We start from the raw sequence: 23,544 nt of genomic DNA on the forward strand, positions 1-23,544 counted from the left end.
CGCGTGCCGCCGGCTTTCCATTGCCCTCCCAGGATTTCACCATGGACCCGAAACTACTCGACATTCTCGCCTGCCCGATCTGCAAGGGGCCGCTGAAGCTGGCCGACGACAAGTCCGAGCTGATCTGCAAAGCCGACGCCCTGGCCTTCCCGGTACGCGACGGCATCCCGGTGATGCTGGAAGGCGAGGCCCGTACCCTCAACGTCGACGAGCGTCTGGACAAATGAGCAACGCCTTCAGCGTGGTGATCCCGGCCCGCTATGCCTCCAGCCGGCTGCCGGGCAAGCCATTGCAGGACATTGCCGGCAAGCCGATGATCCGGCATGTCTGGGAGCAGGCTTGCCGGAGCGGGGCCGAGCGGGTGGTGGTGGCCACCGACGATGCGCGCATCGAGGCGGCCTGCCGGGGCTTCGGTGCCGAAGTGCTGCTGACCCGCATCGAGCACAATTCCGGGACCGACCGGCTGGCCGAGGTGGCCGACCGGCTCGGGCTGGCCGACGATGCCATCGTGGTCAACGTGCAGGGCGACGAGCCGCTGATTCCACCGGCAATCATCGATCAGGTGGCGGAAAACCTGGCGGCCCACCCGGAGGCAGCCATCGCCACCCTGGCCGAGCCGATCGACAGCACCGAGGCCCTGTTCAATCCCAACGTGGTGAAGGTCGCCAGCGACGTCCACGGCCTGGCCCTGACCTTCAGCCGCGCGCCGCTGCCCTGGGCACGGGACGCCTTCGCCGCCAGCCGCGAACAGCTGCCGGCCGGTGTGCCCTACCGCCGGCACATCGGCATCTATGCCTATCGTGCGGGCTTTCTCCGCGACTTCGTCGCCTGGGGCCCATGCTGGCTGGAAAACGTCGAAAGCCTGGAGCAGCTGCGTGCACTCTGGCATGGCGTACGCATCCATGTGGCCGACGCCCTGGAGGCGCCGCCGGCCGGTGTGGACACCCCGGAAGACCTGGAGCGCGTGCGGCGCCTGCTGGGGGCCTGATGCGCATCCTGTTCGTCTGTCTCGGCAACATCTGCCGCTCGCCCACCGCCGAGGGAGTGTTCCGCCAGCGGGTGCGCGCGGCCGGGCTGGAGGAGCGCATTCACATCGACTCGGCCGGCACCGGCGACTGGCATGTCGGCAAGGCGCCGGATGTCCGTACCCGCCAGGCGGCCCGCCTGCGTGGCTACGATCTGGATGCCCTGCGCGCCCGCCAGGTCTGTCGGGAGGACTTCTCCCGCTTCGACCTGATTCTCGCCATGGACCGCAGCAACCTGCGGGACCTGCAGGCCATGCGCCCGGGAAATTCCCAGGCGGAGCTGGACCTTTACCTGCGTCGCTACGCGCTGGAGGAGGATGAGGTCCCGGATCCCTATTACGGTGGCGAAGAGGGCTTCGAGCGGGTGCTCGATCTGCTCGAGCGCGCCAGTGACGAACTGCTCGCCGAGATCCGGAGGCATCTGTGAGCCTGCAGCTACAGGAAGACATTTCCCTCAAGTCATTCAACACCTTCGCTCTCGAGGCGCGGGCCCGGCTGTTCGCTGAGGCCCATGATGAAGCCGAGGTGCGTGAGGCGCTGGCATTGGCCGCCGCGCGCGGCCTGCCGCTGCTGGTGCTGGGCGGCGGCAGCAACCTGCTGCTGACCCGCGATGTCGAGGCGCTGGTGCTGCGCATGGCCAGCCGTGGCGTGCGAGTGCTGGCCGATGATGGCGAGCGGGTGCTGATCGAGGCAGAGGCGGGCGAGCCCTGGCATCCCTTCGTGCTGCATACCCTGGAACTGGGGCTGGCGGGGCTGGAGAACCTCAGCCTGATTCCCGGCACCGTGGGGGCTGCGCCGATGCAGAACATCGGTGCCTATGGCGTGGAGATCAAGGACGTGTGTGCCGGTCTGGTCGCTCTCGACCGGCAGAGCGGCGAGCTGCGCGAGTTCGGCCGCGAGGAGTGCGCTTTCGGCTACCGCGACAGTGTGTTCAAGCGCCAGGCCGGGCGCTGGCTGATCCTGAGTGTGCGTTTCGCGCTGCAGCGTGCGCCGCAGTTGCATCTGGACTACGGTCCGGTGCGCCAGTGGCTGGCGGAACAGGGCGTGGTATCGCCGACGCCTCTGGACGTCAGCCGGGCGATCTGCGCCATCCGCCGGGAGAGGCTCCCCGACCCCGCCGTACTGGGCAATGCCGGCAGCTTCTTCAAGAATCCGCTGGTCTCCGCCGAACAGGCCGAGCGCCTGCGCGTCGAATATCCGGATCTGATTGCCTATCCGCAGGGCAATGGCACGGTGAAGCTGGCAGCCGGCTGGCTGCTCGAGCGGGCCGGCTGGAAAGGGTATCGCGACGGCGATGCCGGCGTACATCGCTTGCAGGCGCTGGTGCTGGTCAACCATGGCCGGGCCAGCGGCAGGCAGCTGCTGGGACTGGCCGAACGCATCTGTGAAGACATCGAGAGGCGCTTCGGCGTGCATCTGGAGATCGAGCCCGGCGTGATTTGAGCACGGGGCTCGGGTGGCGCTCGGCACCGCTCACGAAAACGAAAAAGGGGATGCAGCGCATCCCCTTTTTCGTTGCGGACCGGCCCGAAAGCCGGTCCAAGGTTTTCGGCCTCAGTTGGCCGTCTGATCATCCTGCTTGTCGGCCGGCTTCGGCCTTCTGCTTTCGTCCTTGGCTTCGGCTTCCGAGGTCGCCTCACCAGCTTCCTCGCTCGGAGGCTCGGCCGCCGCCGCTTTGCTTTCCGCTTCGGGCGCGATTTCCGCCTCGATCGACTGCTCGGCTGTCGGCTGGAGGTCGAGCATTTGCTGCTCTTTCCGAACCTCGGAGTGTTCGTCCAGCAGTTGGGCCGGTTGTTCGAACGGAATGTCGACCGCTTCCTCTACGGCGACGGGCGCCTGGATTTCCGGCTGGGCCAGTTCGAACGGGGCCTCGACCGGCTCCGAAGTGGCGGCGGGAGGTGCAGGCTCGGGCTGAACCTGCTCGCTCGGCGCGTCGATCGGTTCTGCTGTCGCGGGGAGGGCTTCGTTTACAGCCGGGAACTGCTCAAGCGGGACCTCGATCCTTTCCGGCGCGGCTTCTGCCTGTGCAGCGGTTTCGGCGGCGGGTTCAGCTTCGGCCTGCATCTCGATGGCCGGCGCTTCCGTAGCGATGGGCGTTTCCAAGGCCAGTGTGGCTTCAGCCTGCCTGGCTTGCGCCTCGGCGGCCTCGCGTTGGCGACGACGGACCTCGCGCGGGTCGTTGGCGGCGCGGGCCGTGCTGCGTGGCGCTTCGGCCTGCGTCTCGGCGACCGGGGCGGACTCCGCGGCTGGCAGCGGGGATGCTTGCGGCGCTTCGCTCACGCTGGCTACCGGCTCCTCGACCTTGACGGGTTGCGGCTGCTCGACCGGTAAAGCGACCGTCGGAGCCTCTGCTGGTCGGACCTCGACGTCGGGAGTGGCGGCAACGCTCTCGCTGGGCGCTTCGCTTTCCAGGGCGGCGGGCTGCTGGGTGGGCGGAGCGATGTTGGCGGGGACTTCCGTGGCGAGTCCCTCATCAGCCTGGCTCTGCGCAGCGATGGCAACGGCGGCCGTGGCGACGACTGCCGCAGCGGTTGCGGCTTCGCTTTCTTCGCCGCCCTCGATCTCGTTGCCCTGGCTGTCGCGCTGGCGCTCGCGACGATTGCTGCGGCGACGCTGGCCGCGGGAGCGGCGGCGGGGGCGCTCCTCGCCGCTGGTCTCCAGCTCTTCTTCCTGCTCCTGGACTTCCTCGCTGGGCAGAGCTTCTTCCTCGAGAGCCTTCAGCTCGACCGGCGGGCGTTCTTCCCGCAGCTGACGCTCTTCCCGCTGGGGTTGCTCCTCACGCGGGGGGCGGGCAGGGCGCTCTTCCCGCAGCTGACGCTCTTCCCGTTGGGGCTGCTCCTCGCGCGGCGGACGGGCAGGACGCTCCTCCCGCGGGCTTTCCTGGACGTCGAGCGGTTCGCGCAGCTCGCGGCGGCGCTCCTCGCGGGGCGGACGCTCGCGACGGCCCTCCCGGGGCTCGCGCGGTTCACGTGACTCCCGCGGCTCGTGGGCTTCCACGGTTTCGGCGGGCTGGCGTTCCTCGCGCGGAGCGCGCTCTTCGCGGGGCGGACGCTCGCGACGGCCTTCTCGCAGCTCGCGCGGTTCCCGTGGCTCACGGGTTTCCACGATTTCGACGGGCTGGCGCTCTTCGCGCGCGGGGCGCTCCTCGCGGGGCAGGCGCGGTACGCGCTCTTCGCGAACTTGGCGTTCCTCGCGCGGCTTGCGCTCCTCGTCGCGGCCGTTGCGGCCCTCGCGGCGGCGGTTCTGCTGGCGGCTGCTGCGGCGTTCTTCGCTGCTGCGCGAGAGGCGTTCCTCGACCAGTTTTTCGGCCGCGACGGGTTTGACGGTCTCCTTGCCGGCGAACAGGCTGACCAGCGATTTCACCAGTCCTTTGAACAGATTGAGTTCCAAGGCCGGGTAAGGGGCTGCTACCGGCGCTGCCGGCAGCTCGGCCGGGACCGGCACCAGGGCATTGCGTTGCGGTGCGGTCTTGACCGCCGCCTCCTGGCGCACCAGGGTGCGGGTGGAGCTGACCAGTTGGACCTCTTCCACTTCCGCCGGGGTCATTTCATAGCTCGACTGAGCGCTTTGCACCTCGGGGCTGTCGTCGCGCAGGCGCTGCACTTCGAAGTGCGGCGTTTCCAAGTGATCGCTCGGCAGGATGACGATGCGCACGCGGCTACGCAGCTCGATCTTGGTGATGGAGTTGCGCTTCTCGTTGAGCAGGAAGGCGGCGACCGGGATCGGCACCTGGGCGCGGACCTCGGCGGTACGGTCCTTCAGGGCCTCTTCCTCGATCAGGCGCAGGATCGCCAGGGATAGCGACTCGACGTCGCGGATGATGCCCTGTCCGTTGCAGCGCGGGCAGACGATGCCGCTGGTTTCGCCGAGGGACGGACGCAGGCGCTGACGGGACATTTCCAGCAGGCCGAAGCGCGAGATGCGGCCGATCTGCACGCGCGCGCGGTCGGCTTCCAGGCACTCGCGCATGCGATCTTCCACGGCGCGCTGGTTCTTCGCGGGGGTCATGTCGATGAAGTCGATGACGATCAGCCCGCCGATATCGCGCAGGCGCAGCTGGCGGGCGATCTCTTCCGCCGCCTCCAGGTTGGTCTGCAGCGCGGTTTCCTCGATATCGCCACCCTTGGTGGCACGCGCCGAGTTGATGTCGATGGACACCAAGGCTTCGGTCGGGTCGATGACGATCGAGCCGCCGGACGGCAGCTTCACTTCGCGCTGGAAGGCAGTTTCGATCTGGCTCTCGATCTGGAAGCGGTTGAACAGCGGTACGCTGTCTTCGTAGAGCTTGATCTTGCTCTGGTACTGTGGCATCACCTGACGGATGAAGCTCAGGGCCTCTTCCTGGGCCTCGATGCTGTCGACCAGCACCTCGCCGATGTCCTGGCGCAGATAGTCGCGGATCGCCCGGATGATGACGTTGGATTCCTGGTAGATCAGGAAGGGGGCCGAGCGGTCCAGCGAGGCTTCCTTGATCGCAGTCCACAGCTGGGCCAGGTAGTTGAGGTCCCACTGCAGCTCTTCGCTGGAGCGGCCGAGACCGGCAGTGCGCACGATCAGGCCCATGTCACCGGGCACGTCGAGGCCGTTCAGCGCTTCGCGCAGTTCGTTGCGCTCCTCGCCCTCGATGCGCCGGGAGATGCCGCCGGCGCGCGGATTGTTCGGCATCAGCACCAGATAGCGACCGGCGAGGCTGATGAAGGTGGTCAGTGCGGCGCCCTTGTTGCCGCGCTCTTCCTTCTCGACCTGAACGATGACTTCTTGGCCTTCGGAGAGCACTTCCTTGATGTTGATGCGACCTTCAGGGGTCTTCTTGAAGTATTCGCGGGAAATTTCCTTGAGGGGGAGAAAGCCGTGGCGCTCGGCGCCAAAGTCGACGAATGCCGCCTCGAGGCTGGGCTCGACACGGGTGATGCGGCCTTTGTAGATATTGGCCTTCTTCTGCTCACGGGCGCCCGACTCGATGTCCAGGTCGTAGAGACGTTGGCCGTCGACCAAGGCAACACGCAACTCCTCGGGTTGAGTTGCGTTAATCAGCATTCTTTTCATGTAGTACCGTTTGGTTTCCGGGCTGCCGGAAACGGCGTTCGGCACACACGACTCTCGCGGTCGGTGACAGGGGCGTTTCAGGAAAGGTTGTCGTCCGTTCCCGTGTCGAGCAACGTTTGGCTGGTGGCCGGAGTTGCGACTACGTCTCCTGCTTACTGTTGTGGCAGAAAGCAATCAATCAGGAGGAGGAATCAAGCATCGGCAGCGGACGTCATGCGCGTCTGTGATAAAAGCTTGCAGCTACGCAATCCGATGGTTGTGCATCTCCACCCTGCACGTGTCCTTTGAAAATCGGGTGCCGTTCGCAGAATCTGCAGCGAGTTGGCAATTATCGCGACCTCCCTTGGATGGAGGCACGCCATATAGCTAAGGCATTTGTTTCCGAGGCTTCGCGGTATTTGGGTGAAGTCCCGTCGGACGGCCTTACGTCCTGGATCGGGTAGCGTGCGGTTGGGATGACTGTTCGATTTTGCGCCCGTCCGCTGGCCTGGCCGTAAATGGCGGCATCTGCGACTATAGCAGCTATTAATAAGTGCTTCAATTCCATGAAAATTGATATGATGCCGCAATGATAAATCCCTCCCACGCAAGTTCTGGCGTCCAGATTCTGGAGGTCGGGCCGGAAACGGCCGGCCAGCGAATCGACAACTTCCTCCGCACCCAGCTCAAGGGCGCCCCCAAGACCCTGATCTACCGCATCCTGCGCAAGGGCGAGGTGCGGGTGAACAAGGGGCGGATCAAGCCCGAGTACAAGCTGCAGGCCGGCGATCTGGTGCGCGTGCCGCCGCTGCGCCTGGCCGAGCGCGACGAGCCGGTCCCGCTGGCCCAGGGGCTGCTCGAACGACTCGAGACGGCCATTCTTTACGAAGACAAGGCGCTGATCGTGCTGAACAAGCCGACCGGCATCGCCGTGCATGGTGGTAGCGGACTCAGTTATGGCGTGATCGAGGCATTGCGCCAGTTGCGTCCGGAGCTGAAGGATCTGGAGTTGGTTCATCGGCTCGACCGGGATACCTCGGGCCTGCTGATGGTCGCCAAGAAGCGCAGCATGTTGCGCCATCTGCACGAGGCGCTGCGTGGCGATGGGGTGGACAAGCGTTATCTGGCGCTGGTGCGCGGATCCTGGCCGAGTGCCCGGAAACAGGTCAGTGCCCCGTTGCAGAAGAACACCCTGCGCTCCGGCGAGCGGATGGTGGAGGTCGACGACGAGGGGCGGGAGGCGCTGACGCTGTTCCGTGTGTTGCGACGTTTCGGCGACTTCGCCACGCTGGTGGAGGCCAAGCCTGTCACCGGGCGGACCCATCAGATCCGGGTACATGCTCGACATGCCGGGCATCCGATTGCCGGCGATGCCAAGTATGGCGACGAGGATTTCACCCGCGAGATCCGCTCGCTCGGCGGCAAGCGCCTGTTCCTGCACGCCTACTCGCTGGCAGTGCCGTTGCCGGAGGGGGGCGAGCTGCGTCTGGAGGCGCCGGTGGATGAGATGTGGGGGCAGACCTTGGAGCGTTTGAGTGACTGATTATCGGCTGTTGATCTTCGACTGGGATGGCACGCTGGTCGACTCCATCGGGCGCATCGTCGAGTCCATTCGTGTCGCGGCGGCGGGCTGCGGCCTCGAGCCGCGCAGCGACGCGGCGATAAAGGGCATCATCGGGCTCGGCTTGCCCGAGGCGATCCGCACGCTCTATCCGGATTTGCGCGACGCCCGGCTACTGGAGCGTGCTGGCCGGCTCTACAGCGAGCATTATCTGGCCCTGGAGAGCGAGCCGTCGCCGCTCTACTCCGGTGTGGCCGAGGCGTTGGAGGCGTTTCGGGCTGCGGGCTACCGTCTGGCGGTGGCCACCGGCAAGACGCGTCGGGGGCTGGATCGAGTGTTGGCGGGGCGTGGCTGGCAGGCATATTTCGACGTCAGCCGTTGTGCGGACGAAACCGCCAGCAAGCCGGATCCGCGGATGCTGCACGAGATCCTCGCACACTGCGGGGTATCGCCCGAGCAGGCTTTGATGGTGGGGGACTCCTCGTTCGATCTGCAGATGGCGCGGCAGGCCGGGGTGGGGGCGGTGGCGGTGACTTACGGGGCGCAGTCCGTCGAGGCGCTTCGCTTGCATGGGCCGCGTCTGGTTATCGATGACTTTGGCGAGTTGTGCGCCTGGCTGGATGTGCGGTCGGTGCAAGATATCGCCGTTGAGGGGTAGGCATGGCAGATGACTGGAAGGCGCCACCGGAAGGCGGCGACGAGAAGAGCTGGAAGCTGCTGGAAAAGACTTTGCTGGCCACTGTGGAGGAACGGCGGCGGGCGCGACGCTGGGGAATCTTCTTCAAGTTGCTGGGGTTCGCCTATCTGTCGACCCTCCTGGTGATGTTTTCTCCGGCGCTGAGCCTGAAGGAGGCGGCGCGCACAGGGGATCACACCGCGCTGGTCGAGGTGCGTGGAGTAATCGCCGACAGCGAGTCGGCCAGCGCCGACAATATCGTCGGCAGTCTGCGGGCCGCCTTCAAGGACAAGCACACCAAGGGTGTGGTGCTGCGCATCAACAGTCCGGGCGGCAGTCCCGTGCAGTCCGGCTACATCTATGACGAGATTCGCCGCCTGCGTGCCGCGCATCCCGACATCAAGCTCTATGCGGTCATCACCGATCTCGGAGCCTCCGGCGCCTACTATATCGCCAGCGCCGCCGATGCTGTCTATGCGGACAAGGCCAGTCTGGTCGGCTCGATCGGGGTGACGGCGGCAAGCTTCGGCTTCGTCGGGGCGATGGAGCGGCTTGGGGTTGAGCGCCGGGTCTACACGGCCGGCGAGCACAAGGCTTTCCTTGATCCGTTCCAGCCGCAGAAGGAAGGCGAAGTGCGCTTCTGGCGGGAGGTGCTGGATGTCACCCACCGGCAGTTCATCGACAGCGTCAAGCAGGGGCGCGGCGAGCGGCTGAAGGACAAGGACCATCCCGAGTTGTTCTCCGGTCTGGTCTGGTCCGGCGAGCAGGCTTTGCAGTTGGGGTTGGTCGATGCGCTGGGCAGCGCCAGTCACGTGGCTCGCGAAGTGGTCGGCGCGGAGAGCTTGGTCGACTTCACGGTGCGGGAAACGCCGCTGGACCGCTTCGCCAAGAAGCTGGGAACCGGTGTGGCGGAGCGTCTGGAGATGTGGATGGGGCTGCAGGCTCCGGCCCTACACTGATCAGGTATCCAGGGTCCGGCGTGGTGCCGGACCGCTTTTCGATGGGGGCTCAGGGAATCTGTACGCCCTCGGCCAGCAGCATGTCGACCAGTCGGATCAGAGGCAGGCCGATCAGGCTGGTGGCGTCTTCGCCCTCGGTGGAGCGGAACAGGCTCACGCCGAGTCCTTCTGATTTGAAGCTCCCGGCGCAGTCGAAGGGTTGTTCGGCTGCCAGGTAGCGCTCGATGCAGGCTTCGTCCAGCTGGCGAAAGTGCACCCTGAAGGGAATGCAGTCGACCTGCAAAATCCCGCTGGATGTGTTGAGCAGAGCCAGTCCGGTCAAGAAGGTCACGCTGTTGCCGCTGGCGCTCTGCAGTTGCTCGCGGGCGCGTGGCAGGTCGTGGGGTTTGCCGAGGATCTGTCCATTCAGCACGGCGACTTGGTCCGAGCCGATGATCAGGTGTTGCGGGTGTTCTTGGGTCAGGGCACCCGCCTTTTCGGTGGCCAGGCGCCTGACCAGGCTGTCGGCAGCCTCTCCGTGGCGGGGGGTCTCGTCGATGGACGGCGAGGCACAGGTGAAGGGCAGCCGCAGGCGGCTCAGCAGTTCGCGGCGATAGATGGAGCTGGAGGCGAGCACGAGAGGCAGCATGGCATTCTCCTGGCGGGGGAGTGCGATTCTAGCGGCGCCTGCCGATTGGCGGACAGAGCGGAATTCCCTTTGACACCGCTCCGACCCATCCCTAGAATGCCGCCCCTATGTTGAATGGGCCGATTCCACCTCACGTTGATCCACGCAAGCTGGCTGATCGCAGTGCGACCCTCGAGGGCGATCTGCAGCTGGCGAGCTTGCCGCGTCTTTGCGATCCGCTTGCCGAAGGTTCGGGGGTGGTACACGCGAAACTCCATTTTGAGCGCGACGAGCGCAAGGCTGTGGTCATCCACAGCGAGCTCGATGTCGAGGTCAAGATGGTTTGCCAGCGTTGTCTGGAGCTGGTCGCCCTGCCGATCCACAGCGAATGCCATTACGCGGTGGTAAAGGAAGGAGCGAACACTCAGTCGTTGCCCAAGGACTATGACGTGCTGGAAGTTGGGGAAGATCCTTTGGATCTGCTGGCGCTGGTCGAGGACGAGCTGTTGCTTGCCTTGCCCATCGTTCCGCTCCATGACCCTGATGTTTGCCAGCCGCCGGCCGGGCTCGAAGAGCCCGAACCGAGCGAGGACGAGGTATCGCGGTCCAACCCGTTCAGCGTACTGGCGCAGTTAAAGCGTGACCCAAACGTTTAGGAGTTAATCAGTTATGGCTGTTCAGCAGAACAAAAAGTCCCGTTCCGCACGCGATATGCGTCGCTCCCATGACGCGCTCGAGGCGAACGCCCTGTCCGTCGAGAAGAGCACCGGTGAAGTTCATCTGCGTCACCACGTGTCGCCGGACGGTTTCTACCGTGGCCGCAAAGTGATCGACAAGGGCTCCGACGAGTAACTCTTGTCCGCTTCGCTCATCGCTGTCGATGCAATGAGTGGGGACTCCGGTCCCCGCTGTATTGTCCCTGCCTGTCTCGCCTGTCTGGCTGAGATGCCTTCGCTGCATCTGGTCCTCGTCGGCCAAGCCTCCCTTCTCGAAGAGTTGATTGCTCGTCATCCACGGGTCGATCGTGCTCGCCTGAGCGTCGTGCATGCGGGAGGCGTGATCGCCATGGGCGAGCGTCCTGCCCATGCGCTGCGCCGCAAGGCGGACTCCTCCATGCGCGTGGCCCTGGGTTTGCTGTGCGAGGGGCGGGTTCAGGCCTGCGTTAGCGCCGGTAACACGGGGGCTCTGATGGCGTTGTCCCGGCATATGCTGAAGACCCTGCCGGGCGTTGATCGGCCGGCGATGTTCGCTGCTCTCCCCACTCAGCGGGGCGTCTGCCATTTGCTCGATCTGGGCGCTAATGTGGATTGCAGTGCCGAGCATCTGTACCAGTTCGCCGTGATGGGCTCGGTCGCCGCGGAGGCCCTCGGCGTGGGACGTCCACGGGTAGCGCTGCTGAACGTCGGTACCGAGGAGGTCAAGGGCAATCAGCAGGTCAAGCAGGCCGCCGCCCTGCTGCAGCGGGCCAGGGGAATCCATTACGTAGGCTTCGTCGAGGGTGACGGTCTCTATCGTGGCGAGGCCGATGTGGTGGTCTGCGATGGTTTCGTCGGCAACATTCTACTGAAGGCCAGCGAAGGGCTCGCCGCGATGATCGCCGGAGAGGTCGAGGCGCAGTTCAGGCGCAGTCTTGCCTCGCGGCTGGTCGGTGCCCTGGCTTTGCCATTCCTGCGTCGGTTGCAGGCTCGCCTGGCGCCGGCACGACACAATGGAGCCAGTTTCCTGGGGTTGCAGGGGATCGTGGTGAAAAGCCATGGTGCGGCGGGCGCCGAGGAGTTTCGCAGCGCGATTCTCCGTGCGCAGGCGGAGATCCGCGAGAACTTGCCGCAACGTCTGCATGACCGGCTGGAAACGCTGCTGGCAGGGCACTGATGTGACTGCATCCGATAGCCTGTCATCCAACTGATTAACATGCGTCCGGCCCGACCGGATGCCTCCCGAAGAAAGATCATCAGGGATCTGTTCCTATGTCTGTTTCCCCCGCATTCATCTTTCCCGGCCAGGGTTCGCAGTCGCTCGGCATGCTGGCCGAGCAGGGTGCCCGGCACCCGCTGATTGGCGCCACCTTTGCCGAGGCGTCCGAGTCCCTTGGTTACGATCTCTGGGCGCTGGTTCAGCAAGGGCCGGAGGAGTTGCTCAATCAGACCGACAAGACCCAGCCGGCGATCCTGACTGCCTCGATCGCTCTGTGGCGGCTCTGGCAGGCCGAGGACGGAGCGCTGCCGGTTTTCGTCGCGGGGCACAGTCTCGGCGAGTATTCCGCGCTGGTGGCGGCGGGCTGTCTGTCCTTTGTCGAGGCGGTGAAGCTGGTCGAGCGGCGGGGGCAGTTGATGCAGCAGGCCGTGCCCGCCGGTCAGGGCGGCATGGCGGCGATTCTCGGCCTGGACGACGCCGATGTGCTGGCGGCCTGCGCCGAGGCCGAGCAGGGCGAGGTGGTCAGCGCGGTGAACTTCAATGCGCCGGGGCAGGTGGTGATCGCCGGTTCCGCTGCCGCGGTCGGACGTGCCGTCGAGGCCTGCAAGGTGCGTGGCGCCAAGCGCGCGATGGCCTTGCCGGTCAGCGTGCCGTCGCACTGTGCACTGATGCGTCCGGCGGCGGAGCGTTTCGCCGAGGCGGTGGAAGCGATCGCTTGGCAGGCGCCGCGCATTCCGCTGGTGCAGAATGCCAGTGCCGCCGTGGTGAGCGACCTGGATACCCTCAAGCGCGACCTGCTGGCACAGCTCTACAGTCCGGTGCGCTGGGTCGAGTCGATGGTCTGCCTGGCCGGCCAGGGTGCCACCGATCTGGTCGAATGCGGCCCGGGCAAGGTGCTCTCCGGATTGAACAAGCGCTGTGTCAAGGGCATCAATACCCACAACCTGGATACCCCCGAGGCCTTCGCTGCTGCCCGTGCGGCGCTGGCCTGAACAAGGAGACGACAATGAGTCTGCAAGGCAAAGTGGCGCTGGTGACCGGCGCCAGCCGTGGCATCGGTCAGGCGATCGCACTGGAGTTGGGTCGGCAGGGCGCGGTGGTGATCGGTACCGCTACTTCTTCGAGCGGTGCCGAGAGCATCGCCGAGACCCTGAAGAGCCATGGCATCGAGGGTGCCGGCCTGGTGCTGGACGTATCCAGCGACGAGTCCGTCGCCACGACCCTGGAGCACATCCAGCAGCATCTCGGCCAGCCGGCGATCCTGGTCAACAACGCTGGCATCACCCGCGACAACCTGATGCTGCGGATGAAGGACGAGGAGTGGCATGACGTCATCAACACCAACCTCAACAGCCTCTATCGCCTGTCCAAGGCGGTCCTGCGCGGCATGACCAAGGCCCGCTGGGGGCGGATCATCAATATCGGTTCGGTGGTGGGAGCCATGGGCAACGCCGGCCAGGTCAACTATGCCGCGGCCAAGGCGGGGCTGGAAGGGTTCAGTCGCGCCCTGGCTCGCGAGGTCGGTTCGCGGGGAATCACCGTCAACTCGGTTGCCCCCGGCTTCATCGACACCGACATGACCCGCGAGCTGCCCGAGGCGCAGCGCAACGCGCTGCAGGGCCAGATTCCGCTGGGCCGCCTCGGCCAGGCCGAGGAAATCGCCCAGGTTGTCGCCTTTCTCGCCTCGGATGGTGCATCCTATGTCACCGGGGCCACCATTCCGGTCAACGGTGGAATGTATATGAGTTGATGTGACGAACTCCTCGGGACAGCAGTCAAAGAGCAATCCGAAATCTGCATCGAACTGCCAAAGCGGAAAAGGCAGATCGTCGGGGCGGTCCGGAGGGGTACGGCTTCAGCTTGAAATGCTGAAATCCCTTTCTATAAACTTACTCGCATTCCATCTGCCTGGTTTGTCCATAGGAGTGAAAATAAGGTATGAGCACCATCGAAGAACGCGTCAAGAAGATCGTTGCTGAGCAACTTGGCGTCAAAGAAGAGGAAGTCACCAACAGCGCTTCCTTTGTCGAAGACCTGGGCGCCGACTCTCTTGACACCGTTGAGCTGGTGATGGCTCTCGAAGAGGAGTTCGAGACCGAGATTCCGGACGAACAGGCCGAGAAAATCACCACTGTTCAGGAAGCCATCGATTACATCAATGCCCACGCGCAATAAGTAATCGTCGACTCCCGACTCGGAAAAGCCGCACTGCCCACAAGGCGTGCGGTTTTTCTTTAGCGGAGATAACCGGAGTTTTTGCATAATGCCTGTCGACCATGTCCGGCTCGGCGGGGTAAGTGTCTGCAGGGTGCAGTTCGCCGCGTGCGGGCAAGCTGCGGGCGCCGCTTTGCGCAGTAACGAAGAAAGGAGATTGCTTTGTCACGTAGACGCGTCGTGGTCACTGGACTGGGGATGTTGTCGCCGCTGGGTACCGATGTGTCGAGCAGTTGGCAGGGGGTCCTGGCTGGTCGCAGTGGCATCGCTCCGCTCGAACACATGGACCTTTCGGCCCATGCCACCCGTTTCGGCGGCTCGGTGAAGGGGTTCGACGTCGAGCAATACCTGTCGCTCAAGGAAGCCCGCAAGCTCGACCTGTTCATCCAGTATGGCCTGGCCGCCAGTTTCCAGGCTGTGCGCGATTCCGGGCTGGAAATCACCGATACCAATCGCGAGCGTATCGGCGTAGCCATGGGTTCCGGCATCGGCGGTCTCACGAATATCGAGAACAATTGCAGAGTCATGATCGAACAGGGGCCGCGGCGAATTTCGCCGTTCTTCGTGCCGGGCTCGATCATCAACATGATTTCCGGTTTTCTATCGATCCATCTGGGCATCCAGGGGCCGAACTATGCCATGACCACGGCCTGTGCGGCCGGCACCCACTGCATCGGCATGGCCGCACGCAATATCGCCTACGGCGAGGCCGACGCGATGGTCGCCGGCGGTGCCGAAATGGCGGCCTGCGGCCTGGGTATCGGTGGTTTCGGCGCCGCTCGGGCGTTGTCCACCCGCAACGACGATCCGACGCGTGCCAGCCGTCCCTGGGACAAGGGGCGTGACGGCTTCGTGCTCGGCGACGGTGCCGGCGCACTGTTGCTCGAAGAGCTGGAGCATGCTAAGGCGCGAGGGGCGACCATCTATGCCGAGCTGATCGGCTTCGGCATGAGCGGCGATGCCTTTCACATGACCTCGCCGCCGGAAAATGGCGCCGGAGCGGCCCGCTGCATGTACAACGCCTTGCGCGACGCCGGTCTGAATCCCGATCAGGTCCAATACGTCAATGCCCATGGCACCTCGACGCCGGCGGGCGATCAGGCCGAGGTGGCGGCGCTCAAGTCGGTCTTCGGCGAGAGCGCCTACCGGCTGTCGGTCAGTTCGACCAAGTCCATGACCGGTCATCTGCTGGGCGCCGCCGGCGCGATCGAGGCGATCTTCAGTGTGCTGGCGATCCGCGATCGGGTCGCTCCGCCGACGATCAACCTGGACGAGCCCGATGTGGGCTTCGATCTGGACTTCGTGGCGCACGAGGCCAGGCCTCTGTCGATCGACGTAGTGCTGTCCAACTCCTTCGGCTTCGGTGGTACCAACGGCTCGTTGGTGTTTCGCCGCTTCGCTGGCTGATGCCCTGCTGGATCGACGGCGAGCCTGGCGAGTCGCTGCCTCTCGTCGACCGTGGGCTGGCCTACGGCGACGGTCTGTTCGAGACTCTCGCCGTGCGCCGGGGCCGGCCGCTGCTGCTGGAGCGGCATCTGGCGCGTCTGGCCGAGGGCTGTGCCCGACTGGCGATTCCCGGCGATCTGGCACTGATCCGTACTGAGCTGCTGGCCTTCTCGGCCGCACTGGGGGAGGGGGTGGCCAAGCTGCTGCTGACCCGCGGCGACGGCCTGCGCGGTTATGCGCCCTCTCCCTCGGCGCAGCCGCGGCGCATCCTCCTGGGCAGTCCGCCCCCCGCGTATCCGCCGGCCAATGCCGAGCAGGGCGTGCAACTGTTCCCCTGTCGCACCCGTCTGGCCGAGCAGCCCCGGCTGGCCGGACTCAAGCACCTCAATCGCCTCGAGCAGGTGCTCGCCCGCGCCGAGTGGCAGGACGCCGAGCATGCCGAGGGGCTGATGCGCGACCTGGCCGGTCGGGTGATCGAAGGGGTGTTCAGCAATCTGTTCCTGGTCAAGGATGGCCTCTTGCTGACTGCCGACCTTCGCCGTTGCGGCGTCGCCGGGGTGATGCGCACGGAAATCCTCGCCTTGGCGAAGCGCACGGGGATTTCCGTGCAGGTACGCGACATTGCCCATGCCGAGTTGCTGGCGGCGGACGAGGTCTTTCTCTGCAACAGCCTCTATGGCATCTGGCCTGTGCGCCGCTTCGAGGGACACGACTGGCCGGTTGGCACGCTCACCCGTAAACTGCAGGCTCTTGTCCGCAAGCTACTGGATGCCTGATACGTGATGCGAAAATGGCTGCTGCTGCTGGAAAGCGGCCTACTGGTGGGCGGACTGGCCTTGTCGTTTGCCGTCTGGCAGCAGAAGGCCGCGCTCGAACAGCCCCTGGCACTCACCGAGGAGCGCCTGCTGGAGGTGCCGGCCGGCGCCACGCCCGGCGGCCTGCTCAACCGCTTGCAGGACGACGGTCTGTTGCACAAGAGCTTCTGGCTGCGCCTGTACTGGCGCTTCAACCTGTCCGAACAGGGCCTGCGCAGCGGCGAGTATCGCCTGGCGCCGGGGATGAGCGCCGCCGAGCTGCTCGACCTCTGGCAGCACGGCGAGGTGGTGCAGTACAACCTCACCCTGGTCGAGGGCTGGAGCTTTCGCCAGGTACGTGCCGCGCTGGCCCGTGCAGACAAGCTGGAGCAGTCCCTGGCGGGGATTTCCGACGCCGAGCTGATGGCTCGGCTCGGCCAGCCGGAGGCCCATCCCGAAGGTCGCTTCTTCCCCGACACCTATAGCTATGTACGCGGGATGAGCGATTTCGAGCTGCTCAGACAGGCCTATGGGCGGTTGCAGCAGGTGCTCGCCGAGGAATGGGCCGAACGCTCTCCCAACCTGCCCTATAAAACCCCCTACCAGGCACTGATCATGGCCTCGATCATCGAGAAGGAAACCGGCGTTCCCCGCGAACGCGGGCAGATCGCCGGGGTGTTCGTGCGCCGGCTCGAGCAGGGTATGCTGCTGCAGACCGATCCCACGGTCATCTATGGCCTGGGCGAGCGCTACAACGGCAAGCTCGGGCGCGCCGAGCTGCTCGCGGCGAATCCCTACAATACCTACGTCCAGCCCGGCCTGCCGCCAACCCCGATCGCCCTGCCCGGGCGCGAGGCGATCCATGCAGCGCTGCACCCGGCGGACGGCCGCGAGCTTTATTTCGTCGCCCGCGGCGACGGCAGCCACGTCTTTTCCGAGACCCTCGAGGCCCACAACCAGGCGGTTCGCGAATACCAGCTCAAGCGGCGGGCGGACTATCGCTCCAGCCCGTCGCCCGAGACGTTGTCGCGCTCTGCGCAGCAGGACGGCGAGGGGAACCCGTGAGCGGTCTGTTCATTACCCTCGAGGGGCCGGAAGGGGCCGGCAAGAGCACCAATCGCGAATACCTCGCCGAGGGTCTGCGCACCGGCGGCCGCGAGGTGGTGCTGACCCGCGAGCCGGGCGGGACGCCCTTGGCCGAGCGTATCCGCGAACTGCTGCTGGCGCCCAGCAGCGAGCCGATGGCGGTGGATACCGAGCTGCTGCTGGTCTTCGCCGCCCGCGCCCAGCACTTGGCCGGGGTGATCCGGCCGGCGCTGGCGCGCGGCGCCGTGGTGCTCTGCGACCGCTTCACCGACGCCTCCTACGCCTATCAGGGCGGCGGTCGCGGCGTGCCCGAGGCGCGCATCGCGGCCCTGGAAAACTTCGTGCAGGGCGATCTGCGCCCCGACCTGACCCTAGTCTTCGACCTGCCGGTCGAGGTGGGTCTGGCCCGCGCCGCCGCCCGCGGTCGCCTGGACCGTTTCGAGCAGGAAGGTCGAGCCTTCTTCGAGGCGGTGCGCCAGGCTTATCTGCGCCGGGCGGCGAGCGATCCGGCGCGCTATCGGGTGGTGGATGCGGGACGCCCCCTGGCGGAGGTCCAGCGCAGTCTGGATGCCTTGCTCCCGCAACTGCTGGAGTCGCGCGGTGACTGAGGTTTACCCCTGGCAGCAGGCACTCTGGCAGCAGTTGGCCGGTCGTAGCCGGCACGCCCATGCCTATCTGCTGCACGGTCCGGCCGGCATCGGCAAGCGGGCGCTGGCCGAGCGCCTGGCGGCCCGTCTGCTCTGCCAGCGTCCGGCCGGCCTGGAGGCCTGCGGTCAGTGCAAGTCCTGTCGCCTGCTGCACGCCGGCAGCCACCCGGACCATTTCCGGCTGGAGCCGGAAGAGGCGGACAAGGCGATCCGTGTCGACCAGGTGCGCGAGCTGGTGGATTTCGTCGTGCGCACGGCGCAGCTTGGCGGGCGCAAGGTCGTCCTGCTGGAGCCGGCCGAGGCGATGAACCCGAATGCCGCCAATGCCCTGCTGAAAAGCCTCGAGGAGCCCTCCGGGGAGAGCGTGCTGTTGCTGATCAGCCACCAGCCCAGCCGCCTGCTGCCGACCGTCAGGAGCCGTTGCGTGCAGCAGGCTTGTCCGCTGCCGGGCACGGCCGACAGCCTGGCCTGGCTGCGCGGGTCCTTGCCGGAGCAGGCCGACGAGGAGCTGGCCGAGCTGCTCGTCCTGGCCGGCGGATCGCCGCTGGCCGCCCTGCGTCTGTATGGCGAGGGCGTGCGCGAGCAGCGCGCGCAGGTGGTGGAGGGCGTGAAGCAGCTGCTCAAGCAGCAGGCCGGCGTCAGCCAACTGGTGGAGGCTTGGAACGGCGTACCGCTGGCGCTGCTGTTCGACTGGTTCTGCGACTGGAGCCAGCTGATCCTGCGCTACCAGCTGACCGCCGACGAGCGGGGCCTGGGCCTGGCCGACATGGCCAGGGTCGTCCGCTACCTGGCGGAGAAGAGCGCCCAGTTCCGGGTGCTGGCGATGCAGGACTGGCTGCTGGCGCAGCGCCAGAAGGTTCTTGCCAAGGCCAATCTCAACCGTGCCCTGCTTCTCGAGGCGCTGCTCGTGCAGTGGGCAAGCCTGCCCGGGCCGGGCTAGAATCCGCGCCTGAGTCAGCCGTCGGGAAGTCTGCATGAGCATGCCATCTGGTCTGGGGTCGCGTAATGGCATCCTGCCCCTGTCGATCAAGGACAAGTCGGTCCTCTACGCCTCCTACATGCCCTTTCTCAAGAATGGCGGCCTGTTCATCCCGACCAACAAGAGTTACAAGCTCGGCGACGAAATCTTCCTGCTGCTCAGCCTGATGGACGAGCCGGAAAAGCTTCCGGTGGCCGGCAAGGTGGTCTGGATCACCCCGCCCGGCGCCCAGGGCAATCGCGCCGCCGGGGTCGGCGTGCAGTTCGGCGATGGCGACAACGCGGTACGCAGCAAGATCGAAACCTACCTGGCCGGCGCCCTGAAGTCGGACCGTCCCACTCATACGATGTGATCCCGATGCTGGTCGATTCCCACTGCCACCTCGATCGTCTCGACCTCGGTGCCCATGGCGGCTCGCTGGAGGCCGCGCTGGATGCCGCCCGTGCCCGGGGCGTCGGGCATTTCCTGTGCATTGGCGTGAGCGCGGACAACGCGGCAGCGGTGCGAGCACTGGCCGAGCGGCATGCCGACGTGGACTGCTCGGTCGGGGTGCACCCGCTGGACGTCGAGCCCGATGCCGTGCCGGCCCTCGGCTGGCTGCTCGGCGAACTCGCCCACCCGCGGGTGGTCGCCATCGGCGAGACCGGCCTGGATTACCACTACCAACCGGAGTCCGCAGCCCTGCAGCAGCAGGCCTTCCGTCTGCACCTGGAGGCGGCGCGCCTCACCGGCAAGCCGCTTATCGTGCACACCCGCGCGGCGCGGGCCGATACCCTGGACCTGCTGCGCGAGGCCGCCCTGCCGCAGGCCGGCGTGTTGCACTGCTTCACCGAGGACTGGGAGATGGCTCGGGCGGCGCTGGATCTGGGCTTCTACATCTCGCTGTCCGGCATCGTCACCTTCCGCAATGCCGAGGCCCTGCGCGAGGTGGCTCGGCGGGTACCGGCGGACCGCCTGCTGGTGGAAACCGACGCGCCCTGGCTGGCCCCCGTCCCCCATCGCGGCAAGCCCAACCTGCCGCAATACGTCCGCGAGGTGGCGGAGTTTCTCGCCGAACTGCGCGGCATCCCCTTCGAGACCCTGGCCGAGCAAACCACCGGCAACTTCCGCCGGCTGTTCCCGCTGGCCCGCGTCGGGCGCTGAGTTTTCTGCCGCGCAAAAAAAACCCGGAGTCTGGGGGAGGAAACCGGGTCAAAAGCATTAGGAGTAAGCGAAGGCAGGCGTTCCACGGATGCCTTCGGCTGGCTTGGCATCGGGGGAATGCCACGTCAGTAAGGGAAGTATTGCCCCGGATGGACTCCAGTCCAGTGCGGGTTGTTCATTTTTTAAACGGTTTTGGAATACCTTCGCCGCTGCTGAGTACCTAGCCCGACGCCAGCTGGCGCAGGATCGCCAGGGTTTCGTCGAGCACCGTGGTCGGCGTGTAGAAGTGCGGCGACAGGCGGATTCCGCCGCCGCGCTGGGCACAGACGACCTGCTCGTGCTTGAGGCGCTCGAACAACTGCTGGTTGTCCCAGCCGTCCAGCGCGAAGGTCAGGATGCCGGCGCGCCGCTCGGGAGCGCTCGGGCTGTGCAGGTGGATGCCGGGGATCGCCAGGAGGCCTTCCTCGAGACAAGCCATCCGCTCGCGCAGCCCCTGGGCGACAGTGGCCATGCCCACCTGCTCGAGCAGCGACAGGCTGCTCTCCAGCGCCACGGCGCCGAGCATGTTCGGACTGCCGCACTCGAAGCGCCGCGCAGTGCGTGCCGGCTCCCACTCCCGACGGTCGTAGTCGCCGGCGTTCTCCAGCATGTGCCAGCCGTACTCGTGCAGCTTGAGTTGCTCGCGCAGGTCGCTGCGGCAGTAGAACACCCCGAGCCCTTCCGGGCCGAGCATCCATTTGTGCCCGTCGGCCATGGCGAAGGCGCAGTCGCAGGCGCGCACGTCGAAGGGCAGGGCGCCGAGCTGCTGGATGGCGTCGACGCAGAGCAGTACGCCGCGCTGCCGGCAGCCCTGGCCGAGCCGCTCCAGATCCAGGCGCAGGCCGCTGGCATACTGCACGGCACTGATCGACAAGAGGCGCGTGCGCGGGGTGCAGGCGGCGAGCAGGTCGGCCTCCGGATCGCTCCCCTTGAGGCCGACCGCTACCACCTCGACGCCCAGCGGCTTGAGCGCTTCCCAGACGATGCGGTTGGAGGGAAATTCCTCGTCGCTGATGACGATCTGCTCGCCGGCCTGCCAATCCAGGCCGAAGGCGACGAAGGACAGCGCCTCCGAGGTGTTCTTGACCAGTGCGATGTCCGCTGTGCTCGGCGCGTTGAGCAGGCGCATCAGGCGTTCGCGCAGGCGCCGCTCGATGCCCAGCCACTGGGGGTAGTCTCGCGCGCCGATGTGCACGTTCTGCTCGGCGAAGGCGGTCACCGCCTGGCCGGCCCGCTTCGGCCAGGGGGCGACGGCGGCGTGGTTGAGGTAGCGCAGCCCGGCCAGCTGCGGAAATTCGTCGTGGATGGCATGCATGGGCTTGCTCCTTGCAATCGTGTTGTCAGGCATCATATTCGACTTCGAGTCACTGTCCCGCCCCGCTGAGGAGAGGCTATGAGCGATCCAGGCAAGGCCGACGACCTGTTGGCGCAGATTCCCGCGAGCGGCCGCCAGGGGCCGCCCCCCGTGCACCTGTGGAACCCGCCCTTCTGCGGCGCTATCGACATGCGCATCGCACGGGATGGCAGCTGGTTCTACATGGGTACCCCGATCGGGCGCAAGGCTCTGGTGAAGCTGTTTTCCGGCATCCTGCGCCGCGATGGCGACGACTACTTCCTGGTGACTCCGGTGGAGAAGGTCGGCATCCGGGTCGACGACGCGCCCTTCGTAGCGGTTTCCCTGCAGGTCGAGGGCCGCGGCGAGGCCCAGGTGCTGCGCTTCGTCACCCAGGTCGGGGACGAGGTCGAGGCCGGTGCCGAGCACCCGCTGCGGGTCGCGCTCGATCCCCACAGTCAGGAGCCTACGCCCTACCTGCACGTGCGCGCCAACCTGGAGGCGCTGATTCACCGCAACGTCTTCTACCAGTTGGTCGAACTGGCCGAGCCGCGACAGATCGACGGGCGCAGCTGGCTGGGCGTGTGGAGCCGCGGCACCTTCTTCCCCCTCGGGCCGCAGGACTGAACTTGGGCGGGGCGTCGGTGCGGCCCCGCTCCCGCCCGGCGACCCGCACCGGCCTGCCGGGCCGCTTGCTTTCGGCCTCCGCCGCGCTGCCCGGCGCCTGGGCGAGGTAGGCGATCCGCCGTTCCTCGCCCCAGCTTCTCGACGATCCCTTCCCGTTCGGCCTCCGGGCCGGGGGCCAAATAGCCTCGGCCGGGCGCCCTCATCTCCGGCCCGGGTTTTTCCCGAAAAAGCCTTCGATATAAAAATCCTTTAAAAAACAGTCATGTGCACATAGTGCCCAGCAAGGCAGATAGGTTTTGTGGCTGTCAGTTGCCCGCTCCTAGAATGGCCAGGCCAGAAATGAACAAAAAACAGCCAGGAGACGAACCTGCCCGATGAGGCAATGGATTACGGCCGCCCGTGACGGTGCGCCACCGCTAATCCGCTGCGAATGCCGACACGCCTTGGTCGGCGGGAAGGTTCGCCTCCAGGGCTTCAGGAGGCTTGATGACCCTAAAACTGAAATGCCTGTCGCATACGCCCTTGCGTGGCCTGAACGACCCGGGGGCCGAGGTCGTCGCGGAGGTCGACGCGGTGCTCGCCAGATCGCGCGCCGAGGTCGAGGCCTTCGACCCCGAGCTGATCGTGATCTTTGCGCCGGATCACTACAACGGCCTGTTCTACGACCTGATGCCGCCGTTCGTGATCGCCACCGCCGCCGAGTCGGTCGCCGATTACCGGACCCTGCCCGGCCCCCTGTCGATCCCCCGGGATCTGGCGCTCGACATGGCGCGCTTCATCCTCGACAGCGACGTCGACATCGCCCTGTCGCACCGCCTGCAGGTCGATCACGGCTGCACCCAGACCCTCGAGGAGATGACCGGCAGCCTGACCAGCTACCCGGTGATCCCGATCATCATCAACTCGGTGGCACCGCCCTTCGCGCCCTACCGCCGCATCCGCAAGCTGGGCGAGGCGGTGGGCCGTTTCGTCGCCACGCTGAACAAGCGCGTGCTGATCCTCGGCACCGGCGGCCTCTCCCACGAACCGCCGGTGCCGCTGCTCTCCGGCGCCCCGGAGGAAATCGCCGAGTTCCTGATCGCCGGGCGCAATCCGACCCCGGAAGCGCGTGCCGCTCGGCAGGCGCGGACCATTGCCGCCGGCCAGGTCTACGGCAGCGCGGACTGCCCGTTGACGCCGCTCAACGTCGACTGGGACCTGGCCTTCATCGACCTGCTGGTGCAGGGCCGCCTCGACGAGATCGACGACTTCCGGATCGAGGAGATCTCCAGGGCCGCCGGTCGCTCGACCCACGAGATCCGCACCTGGGTCGCCGCCTTCGCGGCGCTGGCCGCCGGCGGCGCCTACCGTGCCCGGCAGGACTACTACCGGGCGATCAATCAATGGATCGCCGGCTATGGCGTGGTGAGCGCCGAGCAACGCTGATGCCCTCGGGCAGCGGCCCCCCACAACAAGAATGCGTCACCCGC

The 23,544-nt window shown here is 66.2% G+C and carries 25 protein-coding genes; 22 read left to right on the forward strand and 3 right to left on the reverse strand.

What is annotated here, in order from left to right; all coding sequences use genetic code 11:
* Positions 1 to 41: 41 nt before the first annotated feature.
* The 4 genes from BMY22_RS11200 to murB are packed head-to-tail and all read left to right on the forward strand — an operon-like array spanning position 42 to position 2,468.
* Complete coding sequence (locus tag BMY22_RS11200; protein WP_039805419.1) at positions 42 to 227, forward strand: Trm112 family protein; 186 nt, start codon at positions 42 to 44, stop codon at positions 225 to 227.
* Complete coding sequence (kdsB, locus tag BMY22_RS11205; RefSeq protein ID WP_090621992.1) at positions 224 to 988, forward strand: 3-deoxy-manno-octulosonate cytidylyltransferase; 765 nt, start codon at positions 224 to 226, stop codon at positions 986 to 988. Before BMY22_RS11200 ends, kdsB begins: the two co-directional genes overlap by 4 nt.
* Positions 988 to 1,452, forward strand: coding sequence for a low molecular weight protein-tyrosine-phosphatase (locus BMY22_RS11210; protein WP_090621993.1), 465 nt, complete (start codon positions 988 to 990; stop codon positions 1,450 to 1,452). Before kdsB ends, BMY22_RS11210 begins: the two co-directional genes overlap by 1 nt.
* On the forward strand, positions 1,449 to 2,468 hold the full coding sequence (murB, locus tag BMY22_RS11215; protein ID WP_090621995.1) for a UDP-N-acetylmuramate dehydrogenase: 1,020 nt from the start codon (positions 1,449 to 1,451) through the stop codon (positions 2,466 to 2,468). The genes BMY22_RS11210 and murB overlap by 4 nt, the downstream gene beginning before the upstream one ends.
* 111 nt (positions 2,469 to 2,579) lie before the next feature.
* On the opposite strand, the gene rne is transcribed toward murB, so the two are convergent.
* Positions 2,580 to 6,071 carry a ribonuclease E gene (gene rne, locus BMY22_RS11220; protein WP_090622036.1) on the reverse strand — a complete coding sequence of 1,164 codons (3,492 nt, stop codon included), beginning with the start codon at positions 6,069 to 6,071 and terminating at the stop codon, positions 2,580 to 2,582.
* 568 nt (positions 6,072 to 6,639) lie between these two features.
* On the opposite strand from rne, the gene rluC reads away from it, so the two are divergent.
* From rluC to BMY22_RS11240, 3 genes are read left to right on the forward strand one after another with little or no spacing between them, the layout of a single operon-like run.
* A complete protein-coding gene (rluC, locus tag BMY22_RS11230) occupies positions 6,640 to 7,593 on the forward strand; it encodes a 23S rRNA pseudouridine(955/2504/2580) synthase RluC (protein ID WP_090621996.1) in 954 nt (317 codons plus the stop codon).
* Positions 7,586 to 8,269, forward strand: a complete 684-nt coding sequence (locus BMY22_RS11235) for an HAD-IA family hydrolase (protein ID WP_208599265.1) — start codon at positions 7,586 to 7,588, stop codon at positions 8,267 to 8,269. The genes rluC and BMY22_RS11235 overlap by 8 nt, the downstream gene beginning before the upstream one ends.
* A 2-nt stretch (positions 8,270 to 8,271) precedes the next feature.
* Positions 8,272 to 9,246: a S49 family peptidase gene (locus tag BMY22_RS11240; RefSeq protein WP_090621998.1), complete on the forward strand. Its 975-nt coding sequence runs from the start codon at positions 8,272 to 8,274 to the stop codon at positions 9,244 to 9,246.
* 49 nt (positions 9,247 to 9,295) lie between these two features.
* Here the strand turns inward: BMY22_RS11240 and BMY22_RS11245 are convergent, their stop codons facing one another.
* Complete coding sequence (locus BMY22_RS11245) at positions 9,296 to 9,874, reverse strand: Maf family protein (RefSeq protein WP_090621999.1); 579 nt, start codon at positions 9,872 to 9,874, stop codon at positions 9,296 to 9,298.
* A 107-nt stretch (positions 9,875 to 9,981) separates the two neighbouring features.
* Here BMY22_RS11245 and BMY22_RS11250 point away from each other — a divergent pair, with 107 nt between their 5' ends.
* The 13 genes from BMY22_RS11250 (at position 9,982) to BMY22_RS11310 (ending at position 20,076) form a co-directional block, all read left to right on the forward strand.
* The gene (locus tag BMY22_RS11250) at positions 9,982 to 10,509 is read left to right on the forward strand and encodes a YceD family protein (RefSeq protein WP_090622001.1); all 528 of its coding nucleotides are present in this window, start codon (positions 9,982 to 9,984) and stop codon (positions 10,507 to 10,509) included.
* A 13-nt stretch (positions 10,510 to 10,522) separates the two neighbouring features.
* Positions 10,523 to 10,705 carry a 50S ribosomal protein L32 gene (gene rpmF / locus BMY22_RS11255; protein ID WP_007160601.1) on the forward strand — a complete coding sequence of 61 codons (183 nt, stop codon included), beginning with the start codon at positions 10,523 to 10,525 and terminating at the stop codon, positions 10,703 to 10,705.
* A 3-nt stretch (positions 10,706 to 10,708) separates the two neighbouring features.
* Complete coding sequence (plsX, locus tag BMY22_RS11260; protein WP_090622002.1) at positions 10,709 to 11,725, forward strand: phosphate acyltransferase PlsX; 1,017 nt, start codon at positions 10,709 to 10,711, stop codon at positions 11,723 to 11,725.
* Between the two features lie 95 nt (positions 11,726 to 11,820).
* Positions 11,821 to 12,759, forward strand: coding sequence for an ACP S-malonyltransferase (gene fabD, locus BMY22_RS11265; protein WP_090622004.1), 939 nt, complete (start codon positions 11,821 to 11,823; stop codon positions 12,757 to 12,759).
* Between the two features lie 14 nt (positions 12,760 to 12,773).
* On the forward strand, positions 12,774 to 13,517 hold the full coding sequence (gene fabG / locus BMY22_RS11270; protein WP_090622005.1) for a 3-oxoacyl-ACP reductase FabG: 744 nt from the start codon (positions 12,774 to 12,776) through the stop codon (positions 13,515 to 13,517).
* Between the two features lie 188 nt (positions 13,518 to 13,705).
* Positions 13,706 to 13,942, forward strand: coding sequence for an acyl carrier protein (gene acpP, locus BMY22_RS11275; protein ID WP_003283670.1), 237 nt, complete (start codon positions 13,706 to 13,708; stop codon positions 13,940 to 13,942).
* Between the two features lie 201 nt (positions 13,943 to 14,143).
* Positions 14,144 to 15,388: a beta-ketoacyl-ACP synthase II gene (gene fabF / locus BMY22_RS11280; protein ID WP_090622007.1), complete on the forward strand. Its 1,245-nt coding sequence runs from the start codon at positions 14,144 to 14,146 to the stop codon at positions 15,386 to 15,388.
* Positions 15,388 to 16,203 carry an aminodeoxychorismate lyase gene (gene pabC / locus BMY22_RS11285; protein ID WP_090622008.1) on the forward strand — a complete coding sequence of 272 codons (816 nt, stop codon included), beginning with the start codon at positions 15,388 to 15,390 and terminating at the stop codon, positions 16,201 to 16,203. The genes fabF and pabC overlap by 1 nt, the downstream gene beginning before the upstream one ends.
* 6 nt (positions 16,204 to 16,209) lie before the next feature.
* Complete coding sequence (gene mltG / locus BMY22_RS11290; RefSeq protein ID WP_090622009.1) at positions 16,210 to 17,286, forward strand: endolytic transglycosylase MltG; 1,077 nt, start codon at positions 16,210 to 16,212, stop codon at positions 17,284 to 17,286.
* Positions 17,283 to 17,915, forward strand: coding sequence for a dTMP kinase (tmk, locus tag BMY22_RS11295; RefSeq protein WP_090622011.1), 633 nt, complete (start codon positions 17,283 to 17,285; stop codon positions 17,913 to 17,915). The genes mltG and tmk overlap by 4 nt, the downstream gene beginning before the upstream one ends.
* Complete coding sequence (locus BMY22_RS11300) at positions 17,908 to 18,894, forward strand: DNA polymerase III subunit delta' (RefSeq protein WP_090622013.1); 987 nt, start codon at positions 17,908 to 17,910, stop codon at positions 18,892 to 18,894. Before tmk ends, BMY22_RS11300 begins: the two co-directional genes overlap by 8 nt.
* Before the next feature lie 34 nt (positions 18,895 to 18,928).
* A complete protein-coding gene (locus BMY22_RS11305) occupies positions 18,929 to 19,285 on the forward strand; it encodes a PilZ domain-containing protein (RefSeq protein ID WP_090622014.1) in 357 nt (118 codons plus the stop codon).
* A 5-nt stretch (positions 19,286 to 19,290) separates the two neighbouring features.
* Entirely contained in the window at positions 19,291 to 20,076 is a 786-nt protein-coding gene (locus tag BMY22_RS11310; protein ID WP_090622016.1) for a TatD family hydrolase, read from the forward strand.
* A gap of 220 nt (positions 20,077 to 20,296) precedes the next feature.
* Here BMY22_RS11310 and BMY22_RS11315 read toward each other — a convergent pair whose 3' ends face one another.
* Complete coding sequence (locus BMY22_RS11315) at positions 20,297 to 21,430, reverse strand: aminotransferase class V-fold PLP-dependent enzyme (protein WP_090622018.1); 1,134 nt, start codon at positions 21,428 to 21,430, stop codon at positions 20,297 to 20,299.
* Between the two features lie 78 nt (positions 21,431 to 21,508).
* Between BMY22_RS11315 and BMY22_RS11320 the strand changes: the two genes are divergently transcribed.
* Complete coding sequence (locus tag BMY22_RS11320; protein WP_090622020.1) at positions 21,509 to 22,075, forward strand: DUF1285 domain-containing protein; 567 nt, start codon at positions 21,509 to 21,511, stop codon at positions 22,073 to 22,075.
* Positions 22,076 to 22,561: 486 nt separating this feature from the next.
* The gene (locus BMY22_RS11325) at positions 22,562 to 23,500 is read left to right on the forward strand and encodes a 3-carboxyethylcatechol 2,3-dioxygenase (protein ID WP_090622021.1); all 939 of its coding nucleotides are present in this window, start codon (positions 22,562 to 22,564) and stop codon (positions 23,498 to 23,500) included.
* Positions 23,501 to 23,544: the final 44 nt, after the last annotated feature.

This window comes from Azotobacter beijerinckii (genome assembly GCF_900110885.1).
GTDB lineage: Bacteria > Pseudomonadota > Gammaproteobacteria > Pseudomonadales > Pseudomonadaceae > Azotobacter > Azotobacter beijerinckii.